At 46.6% G+C, this 26,138-nt stretch carries 24 protein-coding genes; 8 read left to right on the plus strand and 16 right to left on the minus strand.

Annotated features, from left to right (window positions below):
* Nucleotides 1-37: 37 nt before the first annotated feature.
* The 4 genes from AC3IT7_RS11885 to AC3IT7_RS11900 are packed head-to-tail and all read left to right on the plus strand — an operon-like array spanning nt 38 to nt 2,561.
* Complete coding sequence (locus AC3IT7_RS11885) at nt 38-739, plus strand: energy transducer TonB (protein ID WP_489248603.1); 702 nt, start codon at nt 38-40, stop codon at nt 737-739.
* A gap of 36 nt (nt 740-775) precedes the next feature.
* On the plus strand, nt 776-1,675 hold the full coding sequence (locus tag AC3IT7_RS11890; protein ID WP_100357346.1) for a MotA/TolQ/ExbB proton channel family protein: 900 nt from the start codon (nt 776-778) through the stop codon (nt 1,673-1,675).
* A gap of 16 nt (nt 1,676-1,691) precedes the next feature.
* Nucleotides 1,692-2,120: an ExbD/TolR family protein gene (locus AC3IT7_RS11895; RefSeq protein ID WP_100328937.1), complete on the plus strand. Its 429-nt coding sequence runs from the start codon at nt 1,692-1,694 to the stop codon at nt 2,118-2,120.
* Between the two features lie 21 nt (nt 2,121-2,141).
* Nucleotides 2,142-2,561: an ExbD/TolR family protein gene (locus AC3IT7_RS11900; RefSeq protein WP_100328938.1), complete on the plus strand. Its 420-nt coding sequence runs from the start codon at nt 2,142-2,144 to the stop codon at nt 2,559-2,561.
* A 55-nt stretch (nt 2,562-2,616) separates the two neighbouring features.
* On the opposite strand, the gene ftn is transcribed toward AC3IT7_RS11900, so the two are convergent.
* On the minus strand, nt 2,617-3,081 hold the full coding sequence (gene ftn, locus AC3IT7_RS11905) for a heteropolymeric bacterioferritin subunit Ftn (RefSeq protein ID WP_005095949.1): 465 nt from the start codon (nt 3,079-3,081) through the stop codon (nt 2,617-2,619).
* A gap of 342 nt (nt 3,082-3,423) precedes the next feature.
* Between ftn and AC3IT7_RS11910 the strand changes: the two genes are divergently transcribed.
* Entirely contained in the window at nt 3,424-4,491 is a 1,068-nt protein-coding gene (locus tag AC3IT7_RS11910) for an SDR family oxidoreductase (RefSeq protein WP_489248604.1), read from the plus strand.
* A gap of 119 nt (nt 4,492-4,610) precedes the next feature.
* Here the strand turns inward: AC3IT7_RS11910 and rlmF are convergent, their stop codons facing one another.
* The 6 genes from rlmF to AC3IT7_RS11940 all read right to left on the minus strand — a co-directional run bounded on the left by rlmF (nt 4,611) and on the right by AC3IT7_RS11940 (nt 14,117).
* Nucleotides 4,611-5,585: a 23S rRNA (adenine(1618)-N(6))-methyltransferase RlmF gene (rlmF, locus tag AC3IT7_RS11915; RefSeq protein WP_489248605.1), complete on the minus strand. Its 975-nt coding sequence runs from the start codon at nt 5,583-5,585 to the stop codon at nt 4,611-4,613.
* 226 nt (nt 5,586-5,811) lie between these two features.
* Nucleotides 5,812-7,851, minus strand: coding sequence for an NAD-dependent DNA ligase LigA (gene ligA / locus AC3IT7_RS11920; protein ID WP_489248606.1), 2,040 nt, complete (start codon nt 7,849-7,851; stop codon nt 5,812-5,814).
* 108 nt (nt 7,852-7,959) lie between these two features.
* The gene (locus AC3IT7_RS11925) at nt 7,960-8,952 is read right to left on the minus strand and encodes a cell division protein ZipA C-terminal FtsZ-binding domain-containing protein (RefSeq protein ID WP_489248607.1); all 993 of its coding nucleotides are present in this window, start codon (nt 8,950-8,952) and stop codon (nt 7,960-7,962) included.
* Nucleotide 8,953: 1 nt separating this feature from the next.
* Nucleotides 8,954-12,406, minus strand: coding sequence for a chromosome segregation protein SMC (gene smc, locus AC3IT7_RS11930; RefSeq protein ID WP_489250014.1), 3,453 nt, complete (start codon nt 12,404-12,406; stop codon nt 8,954-8,956).
* A gap of 11 nt (nt 12,407-12,417) precedes the next feature.
* A complete protein-coding gene (locus AC3IT7_RS11935) occupies nt 12,418-13,113 on the minus strand; it encodes a GntR family transcriptional regulator (RefSeq protein WP_074384116.1) in 696 nt (231 codons plus the stop codon).
* A 200-nt stretch (nt 13,114-13,313) separates the two neighbouring features.
* On the minus strand, nt 13,314-14,117 hold the full coding sequence (locus AC3IT7_RS11940; RefSeq protein WP_180186221.1) for a sulfite exporter TauE/SafE family protein: 804 nt from the start codon (nt 14,115-14,117) through the stop codon (nt 13,314-13,316).
* 27 nt (nt 14,118-14,144) lie between these two features.
* Here AC3IT7_RS11940 and AC3IT7_RS11945 point away from each other — a divergent pair, with 27 nt between their 5' ends.
* Together AC3IT7_RS11945 and AC3IT7_RS11950 are read left to right on the plus strand one after the other, a co-directional pair.
* Nucleotides 14,145-14,900, plus strand: coding sequence for a biotin--[acetyl-CoA-carboxylase] ligase (locus tag AC3IT7_RS11945; RefSeq protein ID WP_489248608.1), 756 nt, complete (start codon nt 14,145-14,147; stop codon nt 14,898-14,900).
* A 13-nt stretch (nt 14,901-14,913) separates the two neighbouring features.
* The gene (locus tag AC3IT7_RS11950) at nt 14,914-15,657 is read left to right on the plus strand and encodes a type III pantothenate kinase (RefSeq protein WP_489248609.1); all 744 of its coding nucleotides are present in this window, start codon (nt 14,914-14,916) and stop codon (nt 15,655-15,657) included.
* Here AC3IT7_RS11950 and AC3IT7_RS11955 read toward each other — a convergent pair.
* The 3 genes from AC3IT7_RS11955 to ffh form a co-directional block, all read right to left on the minus strand.
* The gene (locus AC3IT7_RS11955) at nt 15,608-16,213 is read right to left on the minus strand and encodes an RBBP9/YdeN family alpha/beta hydrolase (protein WP_489248610.1); all 606 of its coding nucleotides are present in this window, start codon (nt 16,211-16,213) and stop codon (nt 15,608-15,610) included. The genes AC3IT7_RS11950 and AC3IT7_RS11955 overlap by 50 nt on opposite strands.
* A 137-nt stretch (nt 16,214-16,350) precedes the next feature.
* A complete protein-coding gene (locus tag AC3IT7_RS11960; protein WP_489248611.1) occupies nt 16,351-16,923 on the minus strand; it encodes an RBBP9/YdeN family alpha/beta hydrolase in 573 nt (190 codons plus the stop codon).
* A gap of 151 nt (nt 16,924-17,074) precedes the next feature.
* The gene (ffh, locus tag AC3IT7_RS11965; RefSeq protein ID WP_286411680.1) at nt 17,075-18,481 is read right to left on the minus strand and encodes a signal recognition particle protein; all 1,407 of its coding nucleotides are present in this window, start codon (nt 18,479-18,481) and stop codon (nt 17,075-17,077) included.
* 138 nt (nt 18,482-18,619) lie between these two features.
* Here ffh and AC3IT7_RS11970 point away from each other — a divergent pair, with 138 nt between their 5' ends.
* The gene (locus AC3IT7_RS11970; RefSeq protein WP_286380502.1) at nt 18,620-19,429 is read left to right on the plus strand and encodes a cytochrome C assembly family protein; all 810 of its coding nucleotides are present in this window, start codon (nt 18,620-18,622) and stop codon (nt 19,427-19,429) included.
* 47 nt (nt 19,430-19,476) lie between these two features.
* On the opposite strand, the gene AC3IT7_RS11975 is transcribed toward AC3IT7_RS11970, so the two are convergent.
* From AC3IT7_RS11975 to AC3IT7_RS12000, 6 genes are all read right to left on the minus strand, one after another.
* Complete coding sequence (locus AC3IT7_RS11975; protein WP_489248612.1) at nt 19,477-20,238, minus strand: class I SAM-dependent methyltransferase; 762 nt, start codon at nt 20,236-20,238, stop codon at nt 19,477-19,479.
* Nucleotides 20,239-20,367: 129 nt separating this feature from the next.
* Nucleotides 20,368-20,976 (minus strand): DapH/DapD/GlmU-related protein, encoded by a 609-nt coding sequence (locus AC3IT7_RS11980; protein ID WP_489248613.1) that lies wholly within the window; start codon nt 20,974-20,976, stop codon nt 20,368-20,370.
* 31 nt (nt 20,977-21,007) lie between these two features.
* Nucleotides 21,008-21,946 (minus strand): phenylacetic acid degradation operon negative regulatory protein PaaX, encoded by a 939-nt coding sequence (gene paaX, locus AC3IT7_RS11985; protein ID WP_489248614.1) that lies wholly within the window; start codon nt 21,944-21,946, stop codon nt 21,008-21,010.
* Nucleotides 21,947-22,009: 63 nt separating this feature from the next.
* Entirely contained in the window at nt 22,010-23,302 is a 1,293-nt protein-coding gene (gene paaK / locus AC3IT7_RS11990; protein WP_489248615.1) for a phenylacetate--CoA ligase PaaK, read from the minus strand.
* Between the two features lie 59 nt (nt 23,303-23,361).
* Nucleotides 23,362-24,573, minus strand: coding sequence for a 3-oxoadipyl-CoA thiolase (pcaF, locus tag AC3IT7_RS11995; protein WP_489248616.1), 1,212 nt, complete (start codon nt 24,571-24,573; stop codon nt 23,362-23,364).
* Between the two features lie 11 nt (nt 24,574-24,584).
* A complete protein-coding gene (locus AC3IT7_RS12000) occupies nt 24,585-26,138 on the minus strand; it encodes a 3-hydroxyacyl-CoA dehydrogenase (RefSeq protein ID WP_489248617.1) in 1,554 nt (517 codons plus the stop codon).

Here is a 26,138-nt window from a genome sequence, read left to right on the forward strand (position 1 = left end):
CACTATTTCCTGTTTGTCTTAAATTCTAGGAGTCATGATGGGCACAAAGTTTGAAGACTTAGAAAAAAACTCCGCCAAAAAACTGACGGGTATTGGGGTGGTGGTTTTCTTGCATATCCTGGTTGGCCTGGTACTCATGGCGGGTATGGCAAAAGATATTATTAAACCGGCTGAACAGCCGGTTGAGCTGATGATTATCCAGGATATTAAGCCACCTGAACCTGAACCACCAAAAGAAACCCCGCCAGAACCACCCAAAATAGTGGAAAAAGTGGCGCAAGTGCCTGAGGTGAAACCGGTTGAAAAAGTGGTTCCTGTACAAAAAACCCTTCCAACACCGAGTCAGCCAACGACTGTTGCAGTATCTACTCCGGTTGCAGCCAGCCCTTCGCCAAGTCCGGTAGCAGCACCGGCCCCAGTGGTTGCAGCCGCTCCAGCGCCTGCTCCACCACCTGCTGGCGTTACTCGTGGGGTAGCGCAAGGTGAAGCAGGCTGTAAACGTCCTGACTACCCACGTGATGCCCTCATGAATGATGAGCAAGGTGAAGTGCTGATCTCTGTCTATGTAAATACTGCTGGAAAGGTTCAGGATGCCAAAGTGAAAAAGTCGAGCGGTAGCCGTTCACTGGACCGGGCAGCCTCCAAAGCATTTAGTTTATGTACCTTTAAGCCAGCAATGAAAGATGGCGAGCCGCAAGAATCTTGGTATGACATTCCCTATGAATTTGTCCTTGACTAACAGATACAACAGATAAAGAAAAAAATCAGGAGATCCATGATGAAAAAATCACTACAACCTTTTAAAAACATGACTGCTGCCGGTGTGATTGCCATCAGTACCTTAATGCCTTTACAAGCCGTTTTTGCAGAACAGTCTGCTACACCAAATACGAGTGCAGTCACTGAAACTGCCACTGTAACACCAGCAACAACGGCCACACCTACTCCGCCCCCACTTCCGGCTGAAGCGGTAGCCGAAGAGCCTGCGTATAATCCTTATGGTTTAGAAGCCATGTGGAAAGAAGGTGATATCGTTTCAAAGATTACCCTGTTTATTCTATTGATCATGTCGATCGGTACCTGGTACATCATGATCAGCAAGTGCCTGCAACAAGGCAAAATACGCAAACAGGCCAAACAAGCTGAAAATACCTTCTGGGAATCTTCTTCTCTGGACAATGCTGCCGAGAATCTGGATGAAGCCAGCGTCTACCGTTTTATTGCGGAAAAAGGCATCAAGTCAACCAAAAATCATGGTGGCAATTTACTTGAACGTATTGATTTCAATACCTGGGTCACCATTTCGATTTCCCGTGCAATCGACAAGATCCATAACCATTTAAGCGGCGGTCTGGCTTTCCTGGCAACGGTAGGTTCTACCGCTCCTTTTGTCGGCCTGTTTGGTACAGTTTGGGGGATCTACCATGCACTGACTGCAATTGGTGTTTCTGGCCAGGCTTCGATTGATAAAGTGGCAGGCCCAGTGGGTGAAGCACTGATCATGACTGCAATCGGTCTGGCAGTCGCAGTACCAGCCGTACTTGGCTACAACTGGTTGACTCGCCGTAATAAAGCGGTCATGGAAGAAGTGCGTACTTTTGGTTCTGATTTGCACGCGGTATTGCTCAGCGGTGAAATCACCACCAATACTCCTGTAAATCGTGACGTAAAGTAAGAGTGAGGCATCAGCCATGGGAATGATGGTCAATTCAAATGACAGCGATGATGATGAGGTAATTGGAACCATTAATACCACACCTCTGGTTGATATTATGCTGGTTCTGCTCATTATCTTCCTGATTACAGTACCGGTTGCAATCCATACCGTCCCTGTCGATCTACCTGAAGAAAGAAATGTACCTTATGAAACCAAGCCAGACAATGTGCAGCTGGCCGTCAATAAAACTGGAGATATTTTCTGGAATGAAATTTATATCGCAGATAAATCGGTTTTACTGAGTCGCTTACAGGCCGAAGCGCAAAAAACACCGCAGCCTGAAGTACATATTCGTGGCGATCAGTTAACTCCTTATGAAGCGATTGATCAGGTGATTAGTACCACCCAACAAGCCGGTATTGGCAAAATTGCTTTTGTCACGACACCGCCCGCTACACCTTAAAAGCGAAGAAGGATTAAGTTTATGGGTATGAATGTGGGTTCGAATCAAGATGATGATGTGATGCTGGATGTCAACATGACACCACTGATTGATGTGATGCTGGTCCTGCTGATCATGTTTATTATCACGATTCCATTACCAAATAACTCGATTAATATCGATCTGCCGAATGGAACACCCCCTGTCACTGATGAGAAACCGCCCGAGCCAGTGGAATTGCGTCTGGATGCACAAGGTAATATTTTCTGGAATGAACAGCCCGTAGCAAGCCCTCAGGCTTTGGAAGTGCTGTTTCAGACAGTAGCCAGAAAGGCAGATCAGGATCAGATTAAAATCAAGGCCGATCGTGCTACCGAATATAAATATATCGCGATGGTCATGGCTTCAGCACAACGTCTAGATGTCAAAAAAATTGGCATTATGAGCAATAACACGCCGTAATTTTCACCCCAGAAAAAAACCCAGCATATGCTGGGTTTTTTTGATTGATCTGATCTTACATCTGCGATTGAATATAATTTTGCAGGCCAATCAGTTCGATCAGACGCAATTGTTTTTCTAGCCAGTAGGTGTGATCTTCTTCCGTATCTGACATTTGCTGGCGCAGCATATCACGGGTGATGTAGTCCCCTTTTTCTTCGCACAGCTTGATGCCCTGTGCCAGTTTTTCCCGCACATGATATTCAAGTTTCAGGTCGGCTTTCAGACAGCTCACCACATCTTCACCAATCTCAACGTCATCGCGTTGCATGTTTGGTGTACCTTCCAGGAACAAGACACGACGGATAATCGCATCCGCATGCTGGGCTTCTTCCTGCATTTCATGGTCGATACGTTCAAAGATTTTGGTTAAACCCCAATCTTCATACATCCGAGAGTGAATCAAGTATTGGTCACGAGCAGCCAGTTCGCCACCGATCAACATATTTAAATAATCTACGACTTCTGGATTACCGCGCATTTGAATTACTCCCTGCCTTTATCTGGCTATTATGGAGAAACTCAAAGGATTTTGCAAAGCCTAACATTGGTTAAATATATGATTTTTATATAATTAAAATGAGAAGTACTTGCATTTACAGTTCGATCCTGACTAAATCCCATTTATAAAACAATACTTTGCACTGTCACGACTATTCACTTTAAGCAGAATCTGCCGGATAAATCCATCAGTTAAGATTTGTAAGTATTCATTAAAATCCGCAAGATTGCTTATTTTTGTATAAACATCACCGATTTGGCATACTTAACGCATAAATTTCGCTTATCATGCAGACAAATTTAAAACAACAACGGTTTAAATATGACACATCCACATACAACAGCACCTGTTCTGGTCACCGGTGCATCGGGTTATATTGCAAGCTGGGTTATCCAGAAATTACTCACGCAAGGCTATACTGTACATGCCACGGTACGTGACCTGAACAAAAGCAAAAGCTTCGCCCATTTAGAAAAAATTGCCGAGAACAGTCCAGGCACCCTCAAATTATTTCAGGCCAATTTACTGAGCCCGGGTTCTTTTGATGCTGCCATGCAAGGCTGTGAAATTGTGTTTCATATGGCATCGCCCTTTGTGGTCACCAATTATAAGGATGCGGTCAAAGATATTATTGAACCTGCGATTTTAGGCACTGAAAATGTCCTGAAAAGCGTCAACCACACCGAATCCGTGAAACGTGTGATTGTTACCTCGAGTATTGCCTCTACCTATGGCGATGCCATTGATATTCTGCAAACTGAAAATAACAGTTTTGATGAATCACACTGGAATAGCACCAGTTCGGAAACTCATCAGCCTTATCCTTATTCCAAAGTCATGGCAGAACGTAAGGCCTGGGAAATGGCAGAAGCACAGGATCGTTGGCAGCTGGTCTGTATCAATCCAGCGCTGGTTTTTGGTAAATCCCTCACACCCAATACCCAGTCTGGCAGTGTCGAAGTACTGCAACAGTTTGCCAATGGCATGACCTTACTCGGCGTTCCACCGATGTGGAATGGCGTGGTGGATGTGCAGGATGTGGCCGAAGCGCATCTTCGTGCGGCGTTTAAGCCGGAGGCGCAAGGACGTTATATCATTTGCAGTGAAAGCCTGAGCCTGCTGGAAATGGGTCAGATTTTACGAGCTCATTTTGGCAATAAGTTTCCCTTCCCGCGCAATCAGTTACCAAAAGCGGCCTTTAAACTGTTTGGACCATTGGCAGGCTTTAGTCCCAAGTTTGTGGAACTGAACATGGGTTATCCGATCTACTTCAATGCGCAAAAGAGTCAGGATGAACTGGGTATTCAATATCGTCCAGTGAAAGAAAGTCTGGTCGAGCATTTCCAGCAATTACTCGATGATGGCTTAGTCAAAAAATATATTCCTTAATCGTACTAGCTCAAACCTGATCTGACAGTTACCGATTTTTTTTGTATCTGTCAGATTAAATTTGAGCTACTACACCGACTTATGCGCCCACAAGCTCACTATTCCTGCCTAAAAACAAGCTAAGCAGAAGTCCAACGCGCATTTTTCCACGCTTGCTGTTGCTTTGCATCTAGAAAAGTCCAAGCCACAAAACGACTCTCTTTTTGCCCCTGTGTCATTTTAATGGTTTTTAAATCCACTGCACCGCACTTACGCAAGGTATTTAACAGCATAGGCAATGTGGTTTTCTTAGAAACCAGTGTACTAAACCAAAGACATTGCTCAGCAAACTGTGTGCTCTCTTGTACTATCTGGCAAACAAAGCGTTCTTCTCCACCGTCACACCACAGCTCGTTCTTTTGTCCGCCAAAGTTTAACACCACTTTAGACCGATCAACCGGTTTGCCAAGTTTGCGTAATTTTTGCGTTGCTGTGGCATTTGCTTGATCTTGCGAAGCATGAAATGGTGGGTTACACAGGGTCAAATCAAAACGATCTGAAGGTTTAATCACGCCTTTGAAAATATTGCTCGGTGTCTTTTGCAATCGAATCCGAATCCCCTTTCTGAGATTTGGATTTGCCTCCACAATAAATTGAGCACTTTTAACCGATGCAGGATGAATGTCTGAGCCAACAAATTTCCAACCATAACTACGATGACCAATAATCGGATAAATACAGTTCGCGCCCACCCCGATATCTAATACGTGAACGGCATGTCCTGTTGGAATCTGACCTTTATTGCTATCACTCAACAAGTCCGCCAAATAGTGAATATAGTCGGCTCTACCCGGAATAGGTGGGCAAAGATAATCTTGAGGAATATCCCAATATTGAATACTATAAAAATGCTTGAGCAATGCTTTATTGAGCATTTTCACAGCTTGAGGATCAGAAAAGTTGACTGAAAGATCGTTATATTGATTCGGGCTGACAAAAGGCGCAAGTTCCGGACAACTCTTGATTAACTGAGGAAAATCGTAACGACTGCGATGCAGATTTCGTGCATGTAATTGCGATTTTTGTTGCAGAAAAGATTTCTTTGCTTGAGCCATGTGTATGTCAATCATCAACGGGAGAACAGAATCAATAAGGCAGGATCTATACCTGCAAATGAATCGATATTGTACGTGAATTCAACTCACATTGCCGAACCCGTCCTTGTATTTGTCTATCCTCCCCCCTCTCATTCACCTATAGTTTTGAACTAGCAATAAAAAAGACACCTCAAGACTCATCATCCTTGGTGTCTTTTTTATTTGAGTCATTGTTTAGAACTGATTAGTCTTCGATTTGCCCATGCTCTTTCATCAGGGCAATGAACTGTTCCTCATTGATGACCGTTACACCCAGCTTTTCTGCCTTGTCCAGTTTAGAACCGGCTTTTTCACCGGCTACCACGCATTTGGTTTTACTGGATACACTGCCGCTGACTCGCGCACCCAGTGCCTGAAGTAATTGAGTCGCTTCATCGCGCCCCATACTGCTTAAGGTTCCGGTCACGACCCAACTTTCGCCATTGAGTGGCTGACGGGTCGGTGCAACTGGTGCATCCCAATGAATGCCCGCGGCCAGTAAACGGTCTAGAACTTCCAGATTATGCGGTGCCTGAAAGAAATCCAGAATCCATTCAGCAGTAATAGCGCCCACATCCGGAGTTTTCTTTAATGCCTCCAGATCTGCCTGACGCAGTGCCTCCAGTGTCTGGAAGGTATTGGCCAGCATACGTGCTGTGGTTTCACCGACGCCACGAATACCGAGCGCATAAATAAATGCGGCCAATGTGGTTTTCTTACTGTTCTCAATAGAGTCTATTAAATTCTGAACCGATTTGGCTCCCATCTTTTCAATACCGAGCAAGGTCTCACGATGTTCATGCAGGTGGTAAATATCCGAGACATCCTTGAGCAGGTTCAGATGCAGCAAAGATTCTGCCCAGCGATCGCCCAGACCTTCAATGTCCATGGCCTTGCGCGAAACAAAATGACGAATCGCCTCAATCCGCTGTGCGGCACAATACAGTCCACCCGAACAACGTGCCAAAGCTTCCCCTTCAGGCATCACCACCGGTGAATCACAGACTGGACATTTTTCTGGTAAATGCACTTCAATGGCATCCACCGGACGGAATTCCGGCCAGACTTTTTCGACTTTAGGAATCACATCACCACTGCGGTAAACACTGACCGTATCGCCAATGCGTACATCCAGACGGTGAATTTCACCAATATTATGCAGGGTCACATTGGATACCGTGACACCACCGACTGCCACCGGATTCAAACGTGCCACCGGTGTCAGAGTGCCGGTACGACCCACCTGCCAGTTAATATTTTCGACCGTGGTCAAAGCAGCAACTGCAGGAAATTTATAGGCCGTGGCCCAACGCGGCTCCCGGCTCAGAAAACCGAGTTGCTGCTGCTGTTTCAGGTCATTGACTTTAATCACCATGCCATCGATTTCCACACTGAGACTGGCACGTTCCTCAATGATCTGTTCATAGACTTTTTGCACGTCCTGAATACTGTCACAGATAAAGTGGCGCTCACCTACAGCAAAACCAAACTGACTCAGCCATTCCAGACTGTCCGACATGCTGCGTTGACCATGATGCGGTACACACTGCGCAATTCCATAAGCATAAAAAGCCAGTGGCCGTGATGCGGCAATATTCGGATCGAGCTGGCGCAAACTTCCTGCCGCGGCATTACGCGGATTGGCAAAGGTCTTCTCACCTTTTGCTGCATTGGCGGCATTCAGTTTTTCAAAGCCCGATTTCGGCATCAATACTTCGCCGCGTACTTCCAGCAAATCGGGAATAACCCCATTTACTGCTGATAACAGCTTCGGCAGGTTGCGAATGGTTCTGACATTCTGGGTAATATCTTCACCGGTTTCCCCGTCGCCGCGAGTCACACCACGGGTCAATACCCCATGCTCATACCACAGGGAAATCGCCAGACCGTCAAATTTCAGTTCCACATCATATTCGATTTTTTGATTCGGCAAACGCTCTTCAATACGGCGGGCAAAAGCAAAAAGATCGTCCTGATTAAAGACATTGCCCAAGGACAGCATCGGAACGGCGTGAGTAATGCTCACAAATTTTGAAAGTGCCTGCCCGCCGACTTTATCGGTCGGGCTATCCGGCTGGATCAGATCGGGATATTGTTGTTCTAAAGCTTTGAGCTGATGAAAGAGCTGATCATATTCACTGTCTTCAATGCTCGGTTGATCCATCACATAATAAGCATGATTATGCTTGGCAAGCAGTTGAATCAGTTGACGCATTTGCGCAATGACAGTGGCATCTTGGGTCATAATTTCACCATAAAAAAGGGCGGAAAATCCGCCCTGTAGAATATTCAGCTTTTGGCTATTATAAAAATTGCAGTCTACAGATTCAACTTGCAGATCGAACAAAACCGCTTAAACTTCTGTAGGTTGACCCGCGCGATAATCAATCGCCTGATGGCGCCAGAATTCACGTAATTGTGGTGTAAATTCCTGCTGGTTCTGATCGTAGACCAGACCATCCACTTCACGGGCAATCAGACGTGAAATACTATCCATGGTATCAAAGGCATTTTGTACATCGCTATGCGGCAAAGCCAGGAAGAAGGCCAGACCTTTGACTTCCTGAGTCGAGAGAGTTTCCAGATCAAAACCTTCCATGCCGGTATCTGTCATTTGCAGTACCGAAAACAGCAGTTTTGAATCATCTTCACTATAGCGGTGGAAACAGGCCAGTTCGCCATAACGCAGGCCATATTTCAACAAGACTTTCAGGGTTTTATCACCTGAAAGTACCCGGCCTTGCGGATAGATATGCAATGAAATAATCGTTTCAGCATTGGATAAGGCACTTTCTTCATCCACTATTTTCTGTTCATGCAGATGGGCATCCAGAATACTGCTTTCATCATTAAATTCAGAAATTTCCGCTTTTTCGATACTGCTGTTCAGACTGAATTCGACAGCGGTATCTTTATCTTCCGTCTGGTTATTTTCCGCTTCTACTTCGGCCGGCTTTTGCTCCACTGATGTTTCGGCTGCTTCTGTGCTTGCAGAGCTTGCCACGACTTCAGCTTCGGTCACTGGACTCGGCTCGACCGCTGCAGCTGTTTCAAGCTCTGCCGGCTTGGCCAAAGTCGGTTCAGGCTTGCGAAATGCTGAGGGTTTTTCAGGAGCCGGCTCTTCCACACGCAGGCTTGGCTCTACACGCTGTGCCGGTTCTGCTTCCTGTTTCGCCAGTTGCGAACGCACATGCCTTGGAATGACAGGGGTCTGGCTGTCAGGATCGATATGCAGGTTGGCATCCAGTGACGGTACAGCCTCTACAGGTTTTTTGAACAGCATTCTGATGCCGAACAGCATGATGACAATTGCTATCACAATCCCGATAATGGTGGTGATTTCCATATTATACCTCCGCAGCTAAGCCGTATTCTTTTGCCTGTTCCAAATTTACTGTCACTAATTTTGAGGTTCCCGGTTCAGGCATGGTTACACCTAGAAGATCAGTCGCCATCATCATTGCAAGTTTGTTATGGGTAATATAAATAAATTGTACGTGTTCAGAAAGTTCTTTCACTAAATTACAAAAACGTCCTACGTTGGCATCATCCAGCGGTGCATCGACTTCATCCAGCACACAAAAAGGAGCCGGATTTAGGCGAAAAATCGCGAATACCAATGCCAATGCCGTTAAAGCCTTTTCCCCACCAGAGAGTAAAGCCAACGAGCTGTTACGTTTACCCGGTGGTCGGGCCATCAGTTTTACACCCGATTGCCAGCCATCTTCAAGGCTTAAACTCGCTTCACCACCTTCAAACACTTTAGGAAACAGCTGTTGCAGTTCTGCATTGACCTGGTTAAAGGTGTGCATAAACAGTTTGCGGGTTTCCTGGTCAATACTCTTCATCGCAGCCTGCAACTGTTCCACAGTATTTTCCAGATCCTGCATCTGGTGGCTCAGCTCATCATAGCGTTTCGAGACTTCTTCATATTCTTCAGAAGCCGCCAGATTCACGGCACCAAGTTTATCAAAATGCGCCTGAGCTTTTTCCAGTTTGGCCTGATGGTTTTTGACATCAATATTCAAGCCACTGATGACTTCATGATTCAGTTCTTTTAACTGTTCCGAATAATGCTGCAAGTCGGATCTAGCCGCTTGCCAGGCCAGACGTTTGGCTTCCAGTTCTGTACGCAGTTTTTCATCCTGCTGCTGGAAACTGTGACGCTGTTCAGTTAAATGCTGCTGTTTGCTCTGCACCTGATTCAGTTCTACCTGCCAGTCCGCCCAGGTCTTCTGCAGTTTTTCGGTGATCTGTGCCTGCTCATTGAACTGGCTTTGTAAGGCAGGCAATTCCAGCTGTACCGGATCGACAAACTTCTTGGCCTGCTCGATTTGTGCTGTAATTTGCTGAGACTGCTGTTTTAGGAATAGCTGATCTTTTTGTAGCAATTCGATCTGTTGCTGGCTCTGTACACTTTGACGGCGTAACAACTCCAGCTCCTGTTGAGCCTGTTGACTCAGCTGCTGTGAATCATCCAGTTGAGCGCTCAATTCTTCCAGCTGGAATTGCAGGATTTTATAATTTGGTAGCGCCTGCTCCAGCTTGATATTCAGGGCATGCAGGTCGATTTCCAGATCGTCCTTCTGCATGGCATCTTCTTCAAGCTGCTCATCCAGTTGTTGCAACTGATGCTGTAACTGCTGTTTTTGTAGCGCGAAAGCCTGAGCACTGCTTTGTACTTTGGCAATATTGACATCAATTTCCTGTAACTGCTTTTGTCTGTGCTTTTGCTGCTCACGGGTACTTTGAATCTGCTTCTGTAATTCCGTCACTCGCGTATTCAGCTCAGGAAGTTGCTGCTCAAGCTGTGCTAACTGGGCATTAAGCGCCGATAACTGAAGCTCAATTTCCTCCAGACGGATCCGATGACTGAGTGCCCCCTGTCCTGCCTGACTGGCTTCATCATAGTCCAGGGCAATCACCCAATCCGCCCCCACATGGTAGCCATCTAAACTCAGTAATGTCTGGCCTTGTGATAACTCGGATTGAAGTTTTAGCGCTTCGCTTAGATTCTCGGCCACCGCGACTTGCTGCCAAAGCGAATAGTGCGGAGATTCAATCCAGTCGGCCAGAGACAGCGTATTGGCAAGCTGAATTTTATCCTGCACAACATATTGCTTTAACTGACGCGCACGATCTTCAAGAAAGTTCTCGCCTTGTGCAAGAATCTGTGCCGTCAGCCATTTTGCCAAAAACTTTTCGATCAAGCTGGCATGTACTTTGCCTGCCTGATTAAGCTTAAGCACCTGCATCAGCTGTACTGCATCGGCTTTGGCATGAGGGTTGGCTTTGGTCAGCAACTGACTCAGATTTTTTTGTTCTGAATGAAGCACCTGAATTTCAGATTTGAGCTGCATCAGCTGTTGTTGACGACTCGCCTGTTCTGCCTGCATCTGCTCAAGTTGAGTTTTCAGTTCTTTGAGTTGAGTTTCAAAGCCAGCAATTTGCTGTTCAGCCTGTGCTTTATCTGTCTGATACTGCTCCAGCTCATCCTGCTGCGCTTGATGCTGAATCTGGACACTCTGCTGCTGTACGGTGTGTTTTTGCTGCTCAATCCGCTCGATATTCTTGGCCAGTTGTTCACTTTGCGCCAGCATCTGCATTTTACGCTGCTGTTGCTGTTCGACCTGGGTTTTAATCTGGGCGAATTGTGCTGCGACTGTCGTATGTTGTGATTTCAGATCGGCCAGATTTTGACTCTGCGCCTGATTCTGGCCATCTTGCTGCTGCAATTGTGCCTGCTGATTTTCAGCTTGTTGCTGCAAAGTCTCAAGTTGCAGCTCAATTAACTGTAAACGTTCTTTGGTCTGGGCTTTTTGCTGTTCCAGTTCGATCAGACTGCTGGAATTCTGCTCGAGCAGAGACTGCTTTTGCTGCAAGGTCATGTCCAGTTCGGCCAGTTTCTTCTCGGCCTGTTGCCATTCACTTTGCAAAGGTGTGGATTGCTGAATCAGACGCTGAAACAGTTCACTGGTAGTTCCCAAATCATGTTCAACCGTGGTCAGTTCGGAACGCACCAGCTTGAAATTATCTCCAAGCGTATTCATCTCCACGGTATATTCTTGTTGCAAGCGCTGGCTTTGTTCACATTGAAAAGACAGGATTTCAATCTTGATGCTGCGGATCTGTGTTTCCAGCTCCTTATATTGAATCGCGCTTTCAGCCTGACGTTTCAGGGTTTTTAGCTGAGATTTCAGCTCAGAGGCAATATCTTCCAGACGCGACAGGTTTTGCGTGGTGTGATCCAGATGCAGCATGGTTTCACGGCGCCGTGCCTGATAACGTGAAACGCCGGCAGCTTCTTCAATATAGACCCGCATTTCGTCCGGCTTGGCATCCACCAGACGGTTGATCGTCCCCTGTTCAATGATGGCGTAAGAGCGCGGCCCAAGCCCAGTCCCCAGGAAAATATCGGTAATATCACGACGCCGGCATTTGCTGCCATTCAGGAAATATTCGGACTTGCCATCGCGGTTGACCTGACGGCGTACTGCCAGTTCATTATAGGCATTATAAGCACCGCCCAGCTTGCCATAGGTATTGTCAAAGCGCAGTTCCACACTGGCCATGCCCACCGGTTTACGCTTGGCAGTTCCGGTGAAAATCACGTCCTGCATGCTGCCACCACGTAGCTGGCGCGCACTGGACTCGCCCATGACCCAGCGTATGGCATCAATGACGTTGGATTTACCACACCCGTTCGGTCCCACCACCGCAGTACGATTATCTTTAAAATGTAAAGTGGTACTGTCGGCAAAAGATTTAAAGCCTGAAAGTTTTAAACTGCTTAAACGCATAGTGTCCTGATTTAACGTCGTGAGCGTCTGGCCCACGCGAGTTCAATTTGTTTCATCCGTGTCAGAGATTCCAACACAAGGTTGCGCAAGTGTCGACAAAAATCTTCCATAAATAAAGCGGCCTGATGGGTTTTTCGTATCAAAATTGCTTCAGTGACCAGTTTAAACAGGTCGAAAGATTCCTGTAACTCACGTCTGGAAATATTCAGGGTCAAAAAATAGCTGCGCCGCAAGCAAGGTAATAGTTCCTGATAGTAGCGCATCAGATAGGGATTTCCGACCATCTCATGCTGCTGGGCCATGCCCTGAAAGATCAGATCATAAAACTTTTCTGTATGTCCTTGGCGAGTTTCTGCGTCTAATTGTTCTAATAATAGCTGAATGCGCTCGGCTTCATGACTTCGCCAGGTTTCCGCCATCCGGTGCACCATCTGTCCGAGTAATAATGAAGTGATGTCAAATAAGGCACGAACCTGCAAGGCCGACATTTCCGACACAATGGCACCACGACGCGGATAGATTTCAATCAGTTGGGTACGTTCCAGCAATAGCAGTGCTTCACGGACCGAGCCGCGACTGACGTCCAGCTCGGCAGCAATCCTGAGTTCCTGTATGCGTTCGCCTTCGACCAGCTCACCGCGAATAATCTGTTCACTGATATGCTTGGCAATCTGTTCAGACAAACTGTGCGCTTCTTCTAATGCCATACCATTCCTGTCTTTATTTTTATGGATACTGGTTTAGCCCTTCACTCGGACTATTGCACTATTAGACAGATTTTTAGCAAGGAATACTTTGACATTGTCAGACAATCTTGTGTCTGTACAGCCAACTCAAGCCGAGAAAAAAGGAGAATAGTCACCTATTCTCCTTATGCGATCCATCAGCTCAGCCGAAAAACATTAAATCAGGCCATAAAACCCTGATAGATAAAGTACAGACCGACGGTGGTCAGCAGTGCGGCAAAACACTTTTTCAGCATTGCCGGTGAAAGCAGATGTGCTACTTTTGCACCGAGTTTGGCAGTAAAAAAGCTCATCATACTGATGCCAATAAAGGCATAAATATGAATATAACCAATCGTATTTGGCACCTCGACCTGTGCCTTCTGACCAAACCAGATAAAACCAAGTGCGCCTGCCACAGCAATCGGCAAGCCACAAGCCGCAGAGGTCGCGACTGCTTTTTGCATCACAATGCCGCAGCGATTCAGGAAAGGTACCGTCAGACTACCGCCGCCAATGCCAAAGATCGCGGATGCCACACCAATACCGCCACCCGCCGCAAGTTGGAGTGGGGTTGATGGCAGCTTTTTGTTTGGATCAACCTGGACATTGGCACCTTTAAACATTCTAAATGCGACCCAGACTGCAAAAAAACCAATCAGCAACTGCAAACCCTGACCCGACAAATAATCAGCAATCCCTGCGCCCAGAAAGGAACCGATAATCAGGCCGGGTGCCAGATTACGAAATACCGGCCACAGCACGGCGCCTCTTTTATGGTGCGCAGTCACCGAGCTGATCGAGGTGACAATAATCGTGGCCAGCGAGGTGCCTACTGCCATATGCATCAGCACACCCGGATCGTACTGGAGTTGAGTAAAAACAATGTACAGGATCGGTACAATGATCAAACCACCGCCCACCCCGAACAGGCCTGCGGTGAATCCGGCAATTGCACCAATCAATAAATATATGATTAACTCCATAACGACATTTACCACGTTTAGATTCAAATGGATGTAGAAACTCGTGAACTGCAACAACGATTAAGCGATGCAGGCCAGCTTCCGGAAGTATTGCTTATCAAGCCGATTACCACATCGACCAATGACGATGTACGGGAATTGGCAACAAAAGGGGTGCAGCAAGTTCTGGTCTGTAGCCATGTACAGACCCAAGGCCGTGGACAGCGCCAACGCCAGTGGATTTCACCTGAGGGGAATATCTATTTAAGCACATTGCTGCATACACAAAAACCCATCGATGGCCGTTTAGCACTGGAAATTGCGTTAAATATCTTGCAAATGCCCAGTCTGCAAGGGCTGGACCTGCAAGTGAAGTGGCCGAATGACCTGTATAGCCTTCAAGGCAAATGGGGCGGCATTCTGGTCGAGCCGATTTCAGCGACACAGGTGGTGGTCGGTGTCGGAATTAACCTCAGTCCCCTATCTAGCGAGATTCCTGAACAGCAAGTCACGTCTTTAACTGAGCTGGGCCTGAAACAGACGTCACGGATTCAACTGATTGCAGAATTATATCTGGCCATTCAGCAAGCTGGACAGTGGTTTAGTTATGGCAGCCAAAACCTGTCTGGCCGTTTCAACCGGCATGCTGCATTTCTGAAGCAAAGGATTGAATTTACCGACCTGCAAGGGCAATATTCAGGAAATTTTCTGGGTATTCAAGATGATGGTGCTGTCAAAATCGCAAACGAAGCAGATATCCAAGTCTTTTATCAAGGTCAGTTACGGCTCAAAAATAACTCCTGAACAGGCATAATCGATGAAAAAACTATGGCTAGATATTGGCAATACCCGACTAAAATACTGGATTACCGAGCATGAGCAGATCATTGAGCATGCGGCAGAATTACATTTACAGTCCCCGGCCGATTTGCTACTTGGCCTGATTCAGCACTTCAAGGGTTTGGGGCTAAATCAGGTCGGCCTGTCTTCGGTTCAGGACAAGCTCAATAACGAGCGCATTCTCAATATTTTGGACGGTCTGCATATTCCGGTGATTTTTGCTCAGGTGCAGGCCCAATATGCCGGCCTGATCTGTGGCTATGATCAGCCGTCACAACTGGGGATTGACCGCTGGTTGCAGGTGCTTGCGGTAGCAACACAGCCGGATGAGAATTATTGTGTGATTAGCTGTGGTACGGCACTGACCATCGATCTGGTTCAGGGACAACAACATCTGGGCGGCTTTATCCTGCCAAACCTGTATTTACAGCGTGACTCACTGATTCAGAATACCAAAGGGATTAAAATCCCGGATGCCGCATTTTCCGAGCTTAATCCTGGACGCAATACCATCGATGCAGTACATCATGGCATTCTGCTCGGCCTGCTCAGCACCATTGAAAAAGTGCTGCATGATTTTCCTGCACAGCTGGTGTTAACCGGTGGAGATGCTCCGCTGTTTGCCCAGCATCTTGCCGCCTATCAGCCGAGAATTGAACCTGATCTGCTGCTTAAAGGCCTACAGCATTTTGCAGCTCATTTGCCAGACACAGTTTCATGATATCCAGTAATTGGGTGAATTCGGCAAAGCCGTCGGACTTGTTAAAATGTCCGGCTTGCTTGATCTCAAAAATTTGCGCATTCAGGCTGTGAGCCAAGCGCAAGGAAACTGGTGCCGGCACGAAAGGATCATTACTGGAAATCAGCATCACCGCGCGTTTATAGCTATACGGCAAGTTTGTCAGATCCAGTCGAGCCGCCTGCAGCATTTTATTCAGCTCCGACCAGGCCACCAGCGGCGTATCAAAAGCTGAAACCAGAATGACACCGCCGATCTTGCCTTGCTGCTGGATATAATGTTGCTGTAGAAAATTTAAGACACTGAGCCCACTCAGACCATGGGCAACCAGGAAAGTATGCTCATCCAGATGCGGAATATGCAGTTTCAGGTTCTGCTGCCATTCCTCTAAATCGGGCTGAAAAGGATTGGCCAGCATAATCCGTTTGGACTCCACACCGATATTTTTGAGTTGCCGACTCAGCCACGGATACCAGTGGTCGTTTGAAGTCGCCTGATAATCAGGCACGATATAGACTTTCTTTATTATATTTTTCATAGTGATTTACTTATTATAATTGAGCACAATGTGCTGCGACAAAACACTACTCTTAAACAGTCTTGAAGTGGAATTCAAGTGGCTTTTTGAATCCACTCCAGACTCAATTTAAAAATCTAACAAATCCAATTACCTGCTTAAGCTTCAGATTTAATCAGATAAGGCTCAATCACTTTCCAGAGTTCTGGCAGATCGGTACAGCCTTCTGAGTCAATAAAATGTCCCTGATGCTTGGCACTCACCACAATCGCATCCAGACTGTCCGCCTGCTCCAGGCTAAATTCTGGCTCGACCCGATCATCACCTTCAGAATAAATCACCACCCGTTCTGCAATCTGCTGTTTGAGCAGATCAAAATCGACCTCGGCAGCATCGATAAACGGATTGACTTCATCCAGACGCCCTAGCCGGCCATTAAATCCGGCAATCAGTACCAGTTGCTGGATTTTCTGCTGCTTTAATTCTCGGGACAAGTAATGCAATGTCGCCAGACAACCCAGGCTATGTCCAATAAAGATACTGTCTTCATCAATGCCATCAATCTGCTCACGCATTTGCTGATCCCAGACCTCCAGCTTGGGAGTGGTCGACGGGTCCAGTCGCAGTACTTTTAAGCTAACCTTTTCCTGTTGTGCTTTTTCCTGAATCCATGGAAACCAGTTTTCTTCGGGGCTTGCAGTATAACCATGTACGACAATCACTTGAGTCATTTCAACTTTCTCTTTGTTTTGTACTGATGCTCCTGAGTCTGCCTGATTGGATTTTTATTTTGGGTAAGTAAATGTTGTTTTGTTTAAACCGTTTTTTATGATTGATAGGCCATAAAAAAGGCGCATTGCGCGCCTTTTTTAAATAGGAATCTTATTTCTTGTCGTTGCCGCCAAACAGTGGCCCCATGCCACCACCGCCGCCAAACTGCTTCTGCAAACCACCGAGAGACTTCATCATCTTGGCCATACCTGACGGATTGGCAAATTTCTTCATCATCTTGGCCATTTGTGCATGTTGCTTGATCAGCTTGTTGACTTCAGCCACTTCCATACCGCAACCTGCCGCGATACGTTTTTTACGGCTTGGGTTCATCAAGTCTGGATTACGGCGCTCTTTGATGGTCATCGACTGGATAATCGCTTCCATTTTCTTGACCTGCTTTTCTGGATTGGCTTGAGCCAATGCATCTTGCAAACCGGCATTGCTCATGCCAGGAAGTTTGTCCAGGAAGCCCATCATGCCGCCCATCTTGTTCATCTGCTCAAATTGCATCAGCATGTCTTCAAAGTTGAAGCTGCCGCCTTTTTGCAATTTTTTCGCCATTTTTTCGGCTTTTTCTTTGTCGACCTTGCGCTCAAGTTCTTCAACCAAAGAAAGTACGTCACCCATACCCAAAATACGCTGTGCGATACGTTCAGGATGGAATGGCTCCAGGGCATCAAGCTTTTCGCCCATACCGAGGAATTTGATTGGCTTACCGGTAATGGCACGCACAGACAATGCCGCACCACCGCGCGCATCACCGTCCGTTTTGGTCAGGATCACACCGGTTAAAGGCAAGGCATCATTAAAGGCTTTGGCAGTATTGGCAGCATCCTGACCGGTCATGGCATCGACCACGAACAGGGTTTCAGTTGGCTTGATGGCTGCGTGAAGCTCTTTAATTTCGTCCATCATGTCATCGTCAATATGCAGACGACCTGCAGTATCGACAATCAACACATCTGCGAATTGAATCTTCGCCTGTTCAATGGCACGATTGGCAATCGTAATTGGTTTTTCGTCAGCATTCGATTCTAAGAAAATCGCGCCAACTTCACCGGCAACAGTCTGAAGCTGCTTAATCGCCGCTGGACGATAAACGTCGGCAGACACCATGGCGACTTTTTTCTTTTGACGTTCTTGTAAGAAGCGTGCCAGTTTCGCTGCAGTTGTAGTTTTACCTGCACCTTGCAGACCTGCAAGAAGCACAACCACCGGTGGTTTTGCGGCAAGGTCGAGGCTTTCATTGGCCTCACCCATCATTTTGGTCAATTCGTCATGAACGATTTTGACAAAAGCCTGTCCAGGAGATAACTGAGTCATCACTTCCTGGCCCAATGCTTCTTCCTTAACTTTCGCGATGAATTCACGAGTTACAGGTAACGCAACATCGGCCTCAAGAAGCGCCATACGCACTTCACGTAACGTATCTTTAATATTGTCTTCGGTTAGCTGCCCTGAGCCAGTAACATTTCTTAAACTCTGCGTGAGTCGTTCTGTTAAGGTATCAAACATTGCAAAATCCGCTTAAAATAGCCATGAGCAAAAAATTGTTTCTTAAAATAGAAAATTTATGCATAGAATGCTATAGGATACTGTAGTTCGCAGCGAATTTATATAAATGAATATTCATCACCCTTAAAAAGGTTTGACATGGTTAGCCTCCCCTTGGTTTATACGATCTTAGCATTAGTTGCTTATACCGCTTCATTCTGGTATCTGTTCATTCATTTAATGTCTAAACGTAGCCCTAATCAATGGTTTGTCGGGCTGACTGCACTGCTCGGGCTGCTGTTGCATGCCCTGGTTGTCTATGGTGATATGCGTACGCCCGTTGGTATCAATTATGATGTCTTTGCCCTTTTTTCCTTTACTTCGGGCTTGATGCTGTTACTCAGTATTATTTACAGTACTTATCGTCCAATTATTGCCCTGAACCTGATTGGAATTCCAGTAGCGGCCACAGGTCTCATTCTCGGCTTTGTCTTTACCCAGCCGGCTAAAATCATTAGCCAGAATTCTCTGGGCCTGGACATTCATATTATTCTGTCTTTGTCTGCCTATGCGGTATTGCTGATGGCCACCATTCAGGCCGTGATTCTGCGGTTGCAGGATCGTGAACTCAAGAAAAAGCAAAAACGTCGGGTCTGGGTCAGTCTGTTACCGTCTTATCAGGACATGGAATCACTGCTGTTCGATATGCTGATGACCGGTTTCATTTTGCTGACACTGGCACTGGGTTTTGGCTTCTTTACCATTGACGACTTTTTTGCTCAGCATCTGGCACATAAAACCGCGTTTAGCATTATTTCCTGGCTGGTTTATGGTTCGCTGCTGATCGGGCACTGGAAATTTGGCTGGCGGGGTCAAAAAGCAGTTCGTTTCACCTTATTAGGTTTTGGTCTGCTGGCACTTGGTTTTATTGGTTCCAAATTTGTACTGGAAATGATTTTAGGGCGATAATTCTAAGCCCTATAATATTCGGTAAATAGACTTTAGCTTTAATCATTTTAGAAGGTTATACGCCCCGCACGCACCGACAATGGCCAGCGAATGACTCTAGGCAATTCTGGATCTTCCCATTCTGGCAATAAGGCATCTGCCAGTATATTCAGTGGATTATGTCCAAGTGCTTTAGTGGCAGCTTTCACGGCTGACCAAGTACTCATATAACCAATTAACTGATAAAAGTTCCATTCAACCTGCAATACCGGTGGCTGAATCGCAATTTCCTGAAATGGAAATGATAGATTTTTATATCCTTCATCTACATAGCGACGTTCAGGCGGCCAGTACGGTGCAAGCGTTACCTGATAAAAATGCTTAAAATAATGATCCAGATGTGGCTCATCCACACTGAACACGCCATAGCTAATTAAAGCCAGTATGGCATTGGGTTTAGCAATCCGGCGAGCTTCTGCGTAGAATTTTTCCAGATCGAGCCAATGCGCTGCTTGAGCCACCGAAATCAGATCAATACTCTGCTCAGCACACGGGATCTCTTCAGCGAATGCCTGACCATACTGAATTTTTGGATGCGGTTTGGCCTGGGCGACCTGTTCACTACTCGCATCAATAGCCATCACCTGATCGAAGTAATTCGCCAAAACCTCTGAAAACTGTCCAGAACCACAGCCGACATCTACAGCCAATTTGGTATCTGGTGACAGCTCTGCCAATAGCTTTCCCAATGCATCCGGATAATGCGGACGAAACAAGGCATAATCCTGGGACTGCTGGGAGAAATGATCTTTAAATTTCCTATTTTCCATATATGCTTTCCAGACCAGTTTTATTTCAGTCTAAATTGATAGTCAGGGAATGCAGTTGGAATTTGGTTTCAGTCACTTCCGGTTTTTAAAATGCAGAATTCATCCCATGAATAGAATCATGTTCTTGACTTAGTCATTCAGACTATTCTGCTTGATCTGGTAATCTGCCTTGAAAGCTGTGTAAGTGAGCCGGTCTGTGGAGTTTTCCAACAAAGGCTCAACCTCATACATCGAAGACAGGCAACGCTCGGTCAGCCGAATATATTCTTCTGTGCCTTTGCTTTTCCAGGCGATTTCTTTGGCGTCCAAAGGACGGATCACTCGTGCCGGGCTGCCCAGTACCAATGAATTTTCCGGAATCTGTGCTTTGGCTTTGACCGTACTATTGGCACCGATAATAGTATTTTCACCAATTTCTGCTTCATCCAGAATTACGCTATTCATGCCGACCAGTACATTTTTACGAATGATACAGCCATGTAAAATCGCACCATGTCCGATATGTCCATATTCCTCGACCAGCGTGACGCTGCCAGGGAAACCATGAATGGTGCAGGAATCCTGGACATTGGCATTTCGTTGGATATGAATCCCGCCAAAATCAGCTCTCAAGGTAGCAAAAGGCCCGATATATACGCCTGCTTCAATCACCACATCTCCAATCAGCACAGCTTGCGGATGTACATAAGCGCGAGGACTGACCACAGGAACCACACCATCAATGGCATAACACGGCATTATTTTATTCCTTTAAACATGCAAGTCTGGCTTAGCTGGTTTCTTCTAGCCTTAAACCACCAAAACGTTTATAAAATTGTGGATGTACCGGTGGCATCGATCCTTCCGAAGTCCGGGCGATTTCCATAAAGAATTCATCACCTGCCGCAACCACGCTCTGGTACAGATTACTGCTCAGATTACGCGCATTCAGAGACAGCCAGTTGGATGGCAATAACTCGAAAGGCAGGTTTGGATCTTTTAATAAAATCCGGCGAAATTGATGAATCAGCAAAATACGCAGCTGAAATGCCTGTAGCGGATCCAGTTCATCTTCCTGTTCCACCAGATGAAAAAATTCCCGAAAATCGGTGATAAATTTTTCATAGCGCTGATGCAGTTCCTGTACCGGCCAGTTGGTGGCAACCATGCGTTTCACGGTTGGATAAGATTCTTGCCACAGTTGCAAGGTCTCGGCCTTAAACACCACCACCTGATCGGTCATTTTCAGATTCAGCAGCAGGTTTTGCAGTTTCTGATGATCGCAGCCCGGATAGGCCATGACATTGGTGGCGATATTGGCAAAGCCCAGCCATTCCAGTTCTTTTTTCAGAATCAGTTTATTGTCCAGTTCCACAGAGCTCAGTAGTACCAGATCCCATTTCTGATCCCATTCCTGATGGCTAAAACTGTAAATTCTCTGATCTGCCATAATAAAACGCTGGCGGCTACTTTCGGTGACACGGTAATAACTGGTACGGCCAATTTTCTCAGAGACCAGCCAGCCATTTTGCACCAGACGAAATACAGCAGTTCTTACTGAACGTTCATTGAAGCCGAAGACATCCATGAGCTGGATCAGGCTGGCCAGACTGATAATGCCACCGCGGTGAAAAATACAATCACCGAAGATGGTCATGATTAATGAGGTTCCGCTGAGTGCTTCATTTTGAATAAAGTCATCAATGATTTGTTTTAATTTCGGATTCATTACGTTTAACTTTACCTTGTAGAAACTGGATGATAGAACATTTAGCCATCATCCAGTAGGACTTCATGCAGACTTGCGGATATCAAAAACGCGCTGTGCCTTACCTTCAGAGCGGGGCAAGCTGCCTTCTGGCAGTACTTCGACACTGACACTGATACCAACCATGGTTTTAATCTTGCCCTTGAGCTGAGTGGCCAGCTGATGCGCCATGATATCGCTACTATCTTTACGCATTTCGGTACGGATATGCAATGTATCTAGATGGCCTTGTTTGCAAATCTGGATCTGATAGTTCGGAATCAGTTGCTGGATCTGTAAAATCTGCTCTTCAATTTGCGACGGGAATACATTCACTCCACGGATAATCATCATGTCATCACTGCGGCCGACAATCTTGTCCATACGGCGCATGGTACGTGCTGTGCCTGGCAATAAACGGGTCAGATCGCGGGTACGGTAACGGATCACCGGCATGCCTTCTTTGGTAATAGTGGTAAACACCAGTTCACCCAGTTCGCCATCGGGCAGCACTTCGCCGGTTTCCGGATGGATAATTTCCGGATAGAAATGATCTTCCCAGATGGTTGGGCCATCTTTGGATTCCAGACATTCCATGGCTACGCCCGGCCCCATCACTTCAGACAAGCCATAAATATCCAGGGCATCGATGCCGAGACGTTCTTCAATTTCCTTGCGCATTTCATTGGTCCATGGCTCTGCACCAAAGACACCGGTTTTAATTGAACAGTTTTTGGCAGTACCGAATTTATGCTCAAGCGCTTCAATAATATTCAGACAGTAAGATGGCGTGACCATCAATGCCGTCGGCTTAAAATCATGAATCAATTGTGCCTGACGTTCAGTCTGGCCGCCGGACATCGGAATCACGGTTGCACCCAAACGCTCGACACCATAATGCGCACCCAGACCGCCAGTAAACAGACCATAACCATAAGACACCTGAATGGTATCTTTACTGCTCAAACCGGCTGCACGTAATGAACGTGCCACTACATCCGACCAGACATTGATATCATTTTGAGTATAACCAACCACGGTAGGCTGACCGGTGGTGCCAGAAGATGCATGCACACGTACAATCTGCTCCTGCGGAACAGCAAACATGCCAAACGGATAGTTATCGCGTAAATCCTGTTTGGTGGTAAACGGGAATTTGGCCAGATCATCCAGTGAATTAAAATCGTCTGGATGCACGCCGGCATCATCAAATTTCTTTTTATAAACCGGGCTATTCTGATAGGCATGTTGTAGCGTCTTTTTCATACGCTGTAGCTGAACATTGCGTAACTCATCAACCGATACTTTTTCAATTTTTTCCATTGCATTGTTATTCATATTCTTACTCCTGACGCAGTCTTCCTGACCGCGATTTAATTCATTGATTGAATGCTGTCTTAATCCATATTTTCTAAAACCAGTGCCACGCCTTGACCCACACCAACACACATGGTGCACAGTGCATATTTTCCTTTACGGCGTTTCAGTTCATGCATGGCAGTAATCACCAGACGGGTACCACTCATGCCCAGTGGATGACCCAAAGCGATGGCACCGCCATTCGGGTTGATTCTTGCATCATCGTCTTGCAGGCCCAGCTCCCGAATCACGGCCAGTGACTGCGCTGCGAATGCTTCATTCAGCTCGATTACATCCATCTGTTCCAGACTGAGTCCGGTCTGTTTCAAGACTTTCTGCACCGCTGGAACTGGCCCAATGCCCATATATTTCGCTTCGACACCCGCACTGGCCATTCCAATCACTTTGGCTTTGGGATGCAAACCATACTGTTCCGCAAAATGCTGGTTGCCGAGCAATACACAAGCCGCACCGTCATTGACACCCGAAGCATTACCGGCAGTGACCGAACCGCCTTCTTTACGAAATGGGGTTTTTAAGGCTGCCAGATTATCCAGTGTGGTCTCGGCACGCGGGTGCTCGTCTTGGGCAATGGTCAGCGTGGTTTTCTTCGGACCTTTGACCTCTACCGGCAGGATTTCTGCGGCAAAAATACCCTTCTGCTGGGCTACTGCAGTTTTCTGCTGGCTATGATAGGCAAACAGGTCCTGATCTGCGCGACTGATCTGATATTTTTCAGCGACGTTTTCCGCTGTTTCCGGCATGCTATCGATGCCAAACTGGGCTTTAAATTTTGGGTTGATAAAACGCCAGCCAATGGTGGTGTCATAAATTTCTGGGGTACGGCTAAAGGCGGTGGTCGGTTTAGACTGCACAAAAGGCGCGCGACTCATGGATTCTACCCCACCCGCCAAAATAAATTGTGCTTCACCCGATTTGATCGCACGTGCAGCAAGCCCAATCGCATCCAGACCTGAGGCACATAAGCGGTTTACGGTGAGCGCTGGAACAGATTCTGGTAGTCCTGCAAGCAAAGCCGCCATACGCGCAACGTTGCGGTTATCTTCACCGGCCTGATTGGCACAGCCAAGGATCACTTCATCCAGTTCTGCCCATGGCAATCCAGGATGCTGCTCTTTCAGATATTGAATCGGTAGCGCTGCCAGATCATCGCTACGAACACTGCTGAGTCCACCGGCATAGCGTCCAATCGGGGTACGAATTCCATCAAAAATATAAGCCTGTTCCATGATTCTTCCTTTTAGCCAGCGACGCGTAATGGGTGCTGCTGAGTTTTCTGTGCATGTCCCTGCACCGCTTTCTTTGCTAAATATATACTAGTTCTATAGCGATCTTCACCATAAATATGATACATATTTTCCAAAATTTGTAAAATTGTGTAATATCCAATTCTATCTGCCCATTCAAATGGACCACAAGGATAATTCACACCATATTTCATAGCAGAATCAATATCTTGTTCTGATGCAATGTCATGCAATACGGCTTCACAGGCTTCATTCACCAGCATGGCGATACTACGTATAACATAAAGACCTGGATGATCCTTAGACCAAATAGGTATCACATTCATACCTAGAAGGAATAGCTCTGCCGCCTGGCGCTGCTCTTCACTACAAGCGGGTGATGCAACTACCGGAATCGCCTGAGCATTTTCCCAATCAGCATGCCAGTCCATCAACACCACCGGATCATGCGGATAAGCCAGTTCAACCGACTCACCAAGCGACAATCGCAGGGACAGATCACCAATCCAGATTTCATTCTGTTCTGCTGCCTGAAAACTCAGTTCCACATGAGAGGCCTGTTTTAAGCGTTCAATCAGTGCTGAGGAATGTTGCCATTCACCACGTACGATGACTTTTAATTTGTTCAATGATTTTGCATAGCACACTGGTAATTCGTACGCTGGTATAGGCTTGGACTGGCTATAATCATAAAAACCCTGTCCGGACTTGCGGCCATAACAGCCGGCATCGACCAGCTCTTTTTGAATCAGGGATGGGCGGTAGCGTGGCTCATAGAAAAACTCCTGATAGACACTTTGCGTCACCGAGAAATTCACATCCTGTCCAATCAAGTCCGTGAGTTCACACGGTCCCATGGCAAAACGGCCACATTCACGCATGATGTAATCGAGCTGTTCAGGTGTGCTGGCATTTTCCTGCAAGGCACGAAAGGCTTCGGCATAATAAGGTCGTGCAACACGATTGACGATAAAACCGGGGGTCGATTTAGCCCGTACCGGAACCTTGTTCCAGTCCTTCATCAATTCAAATACTGCATCGGCAATGGCGGCTGAAGTTTTCAGTCCACGGATAATCTCGACCAATTTCATCACCGGTGCCGGATTAAAGAAATGCAGCCCAATTACCCGCTCTGGATGCGGAATCGCCGAGGCAATCGCGGTAATGGAAATTGAGGAAGTATTGGACGCAAAAATTGTCTGTTCCGGGCAAATGGCAGCCAGCTGTTGAAACAGGTTTTGTTTCACTTCTTTCTTTTCGACAATGGCTTCAATAATCAGGCCCGCATCGGCCAGCTGTTGAATATCCTCGGCCACGATCAGATTGGCGAAGGTACTCTCCAGCAATTGCTGGGTCATTTTGCCATTCTGTACCCGCTTGCCAAGCTGTGCCTCTAAAGCAGTCAAGGCACTCTGAACTTTGCTGCGATCGAGGTCAAACACATAGGTCGGATGCCCGTGCATGGCGGCCAGTTGTGCAATGCCAATCCCCATGGTTCCAGCACCGACCACAGCAACTTTGAGGTGTTCCAAATTGATCTGTTGCAT

The sequence above is a fragment of the Acinetobacter sp. KH_038 genome, from assembly GCF_057839405.1.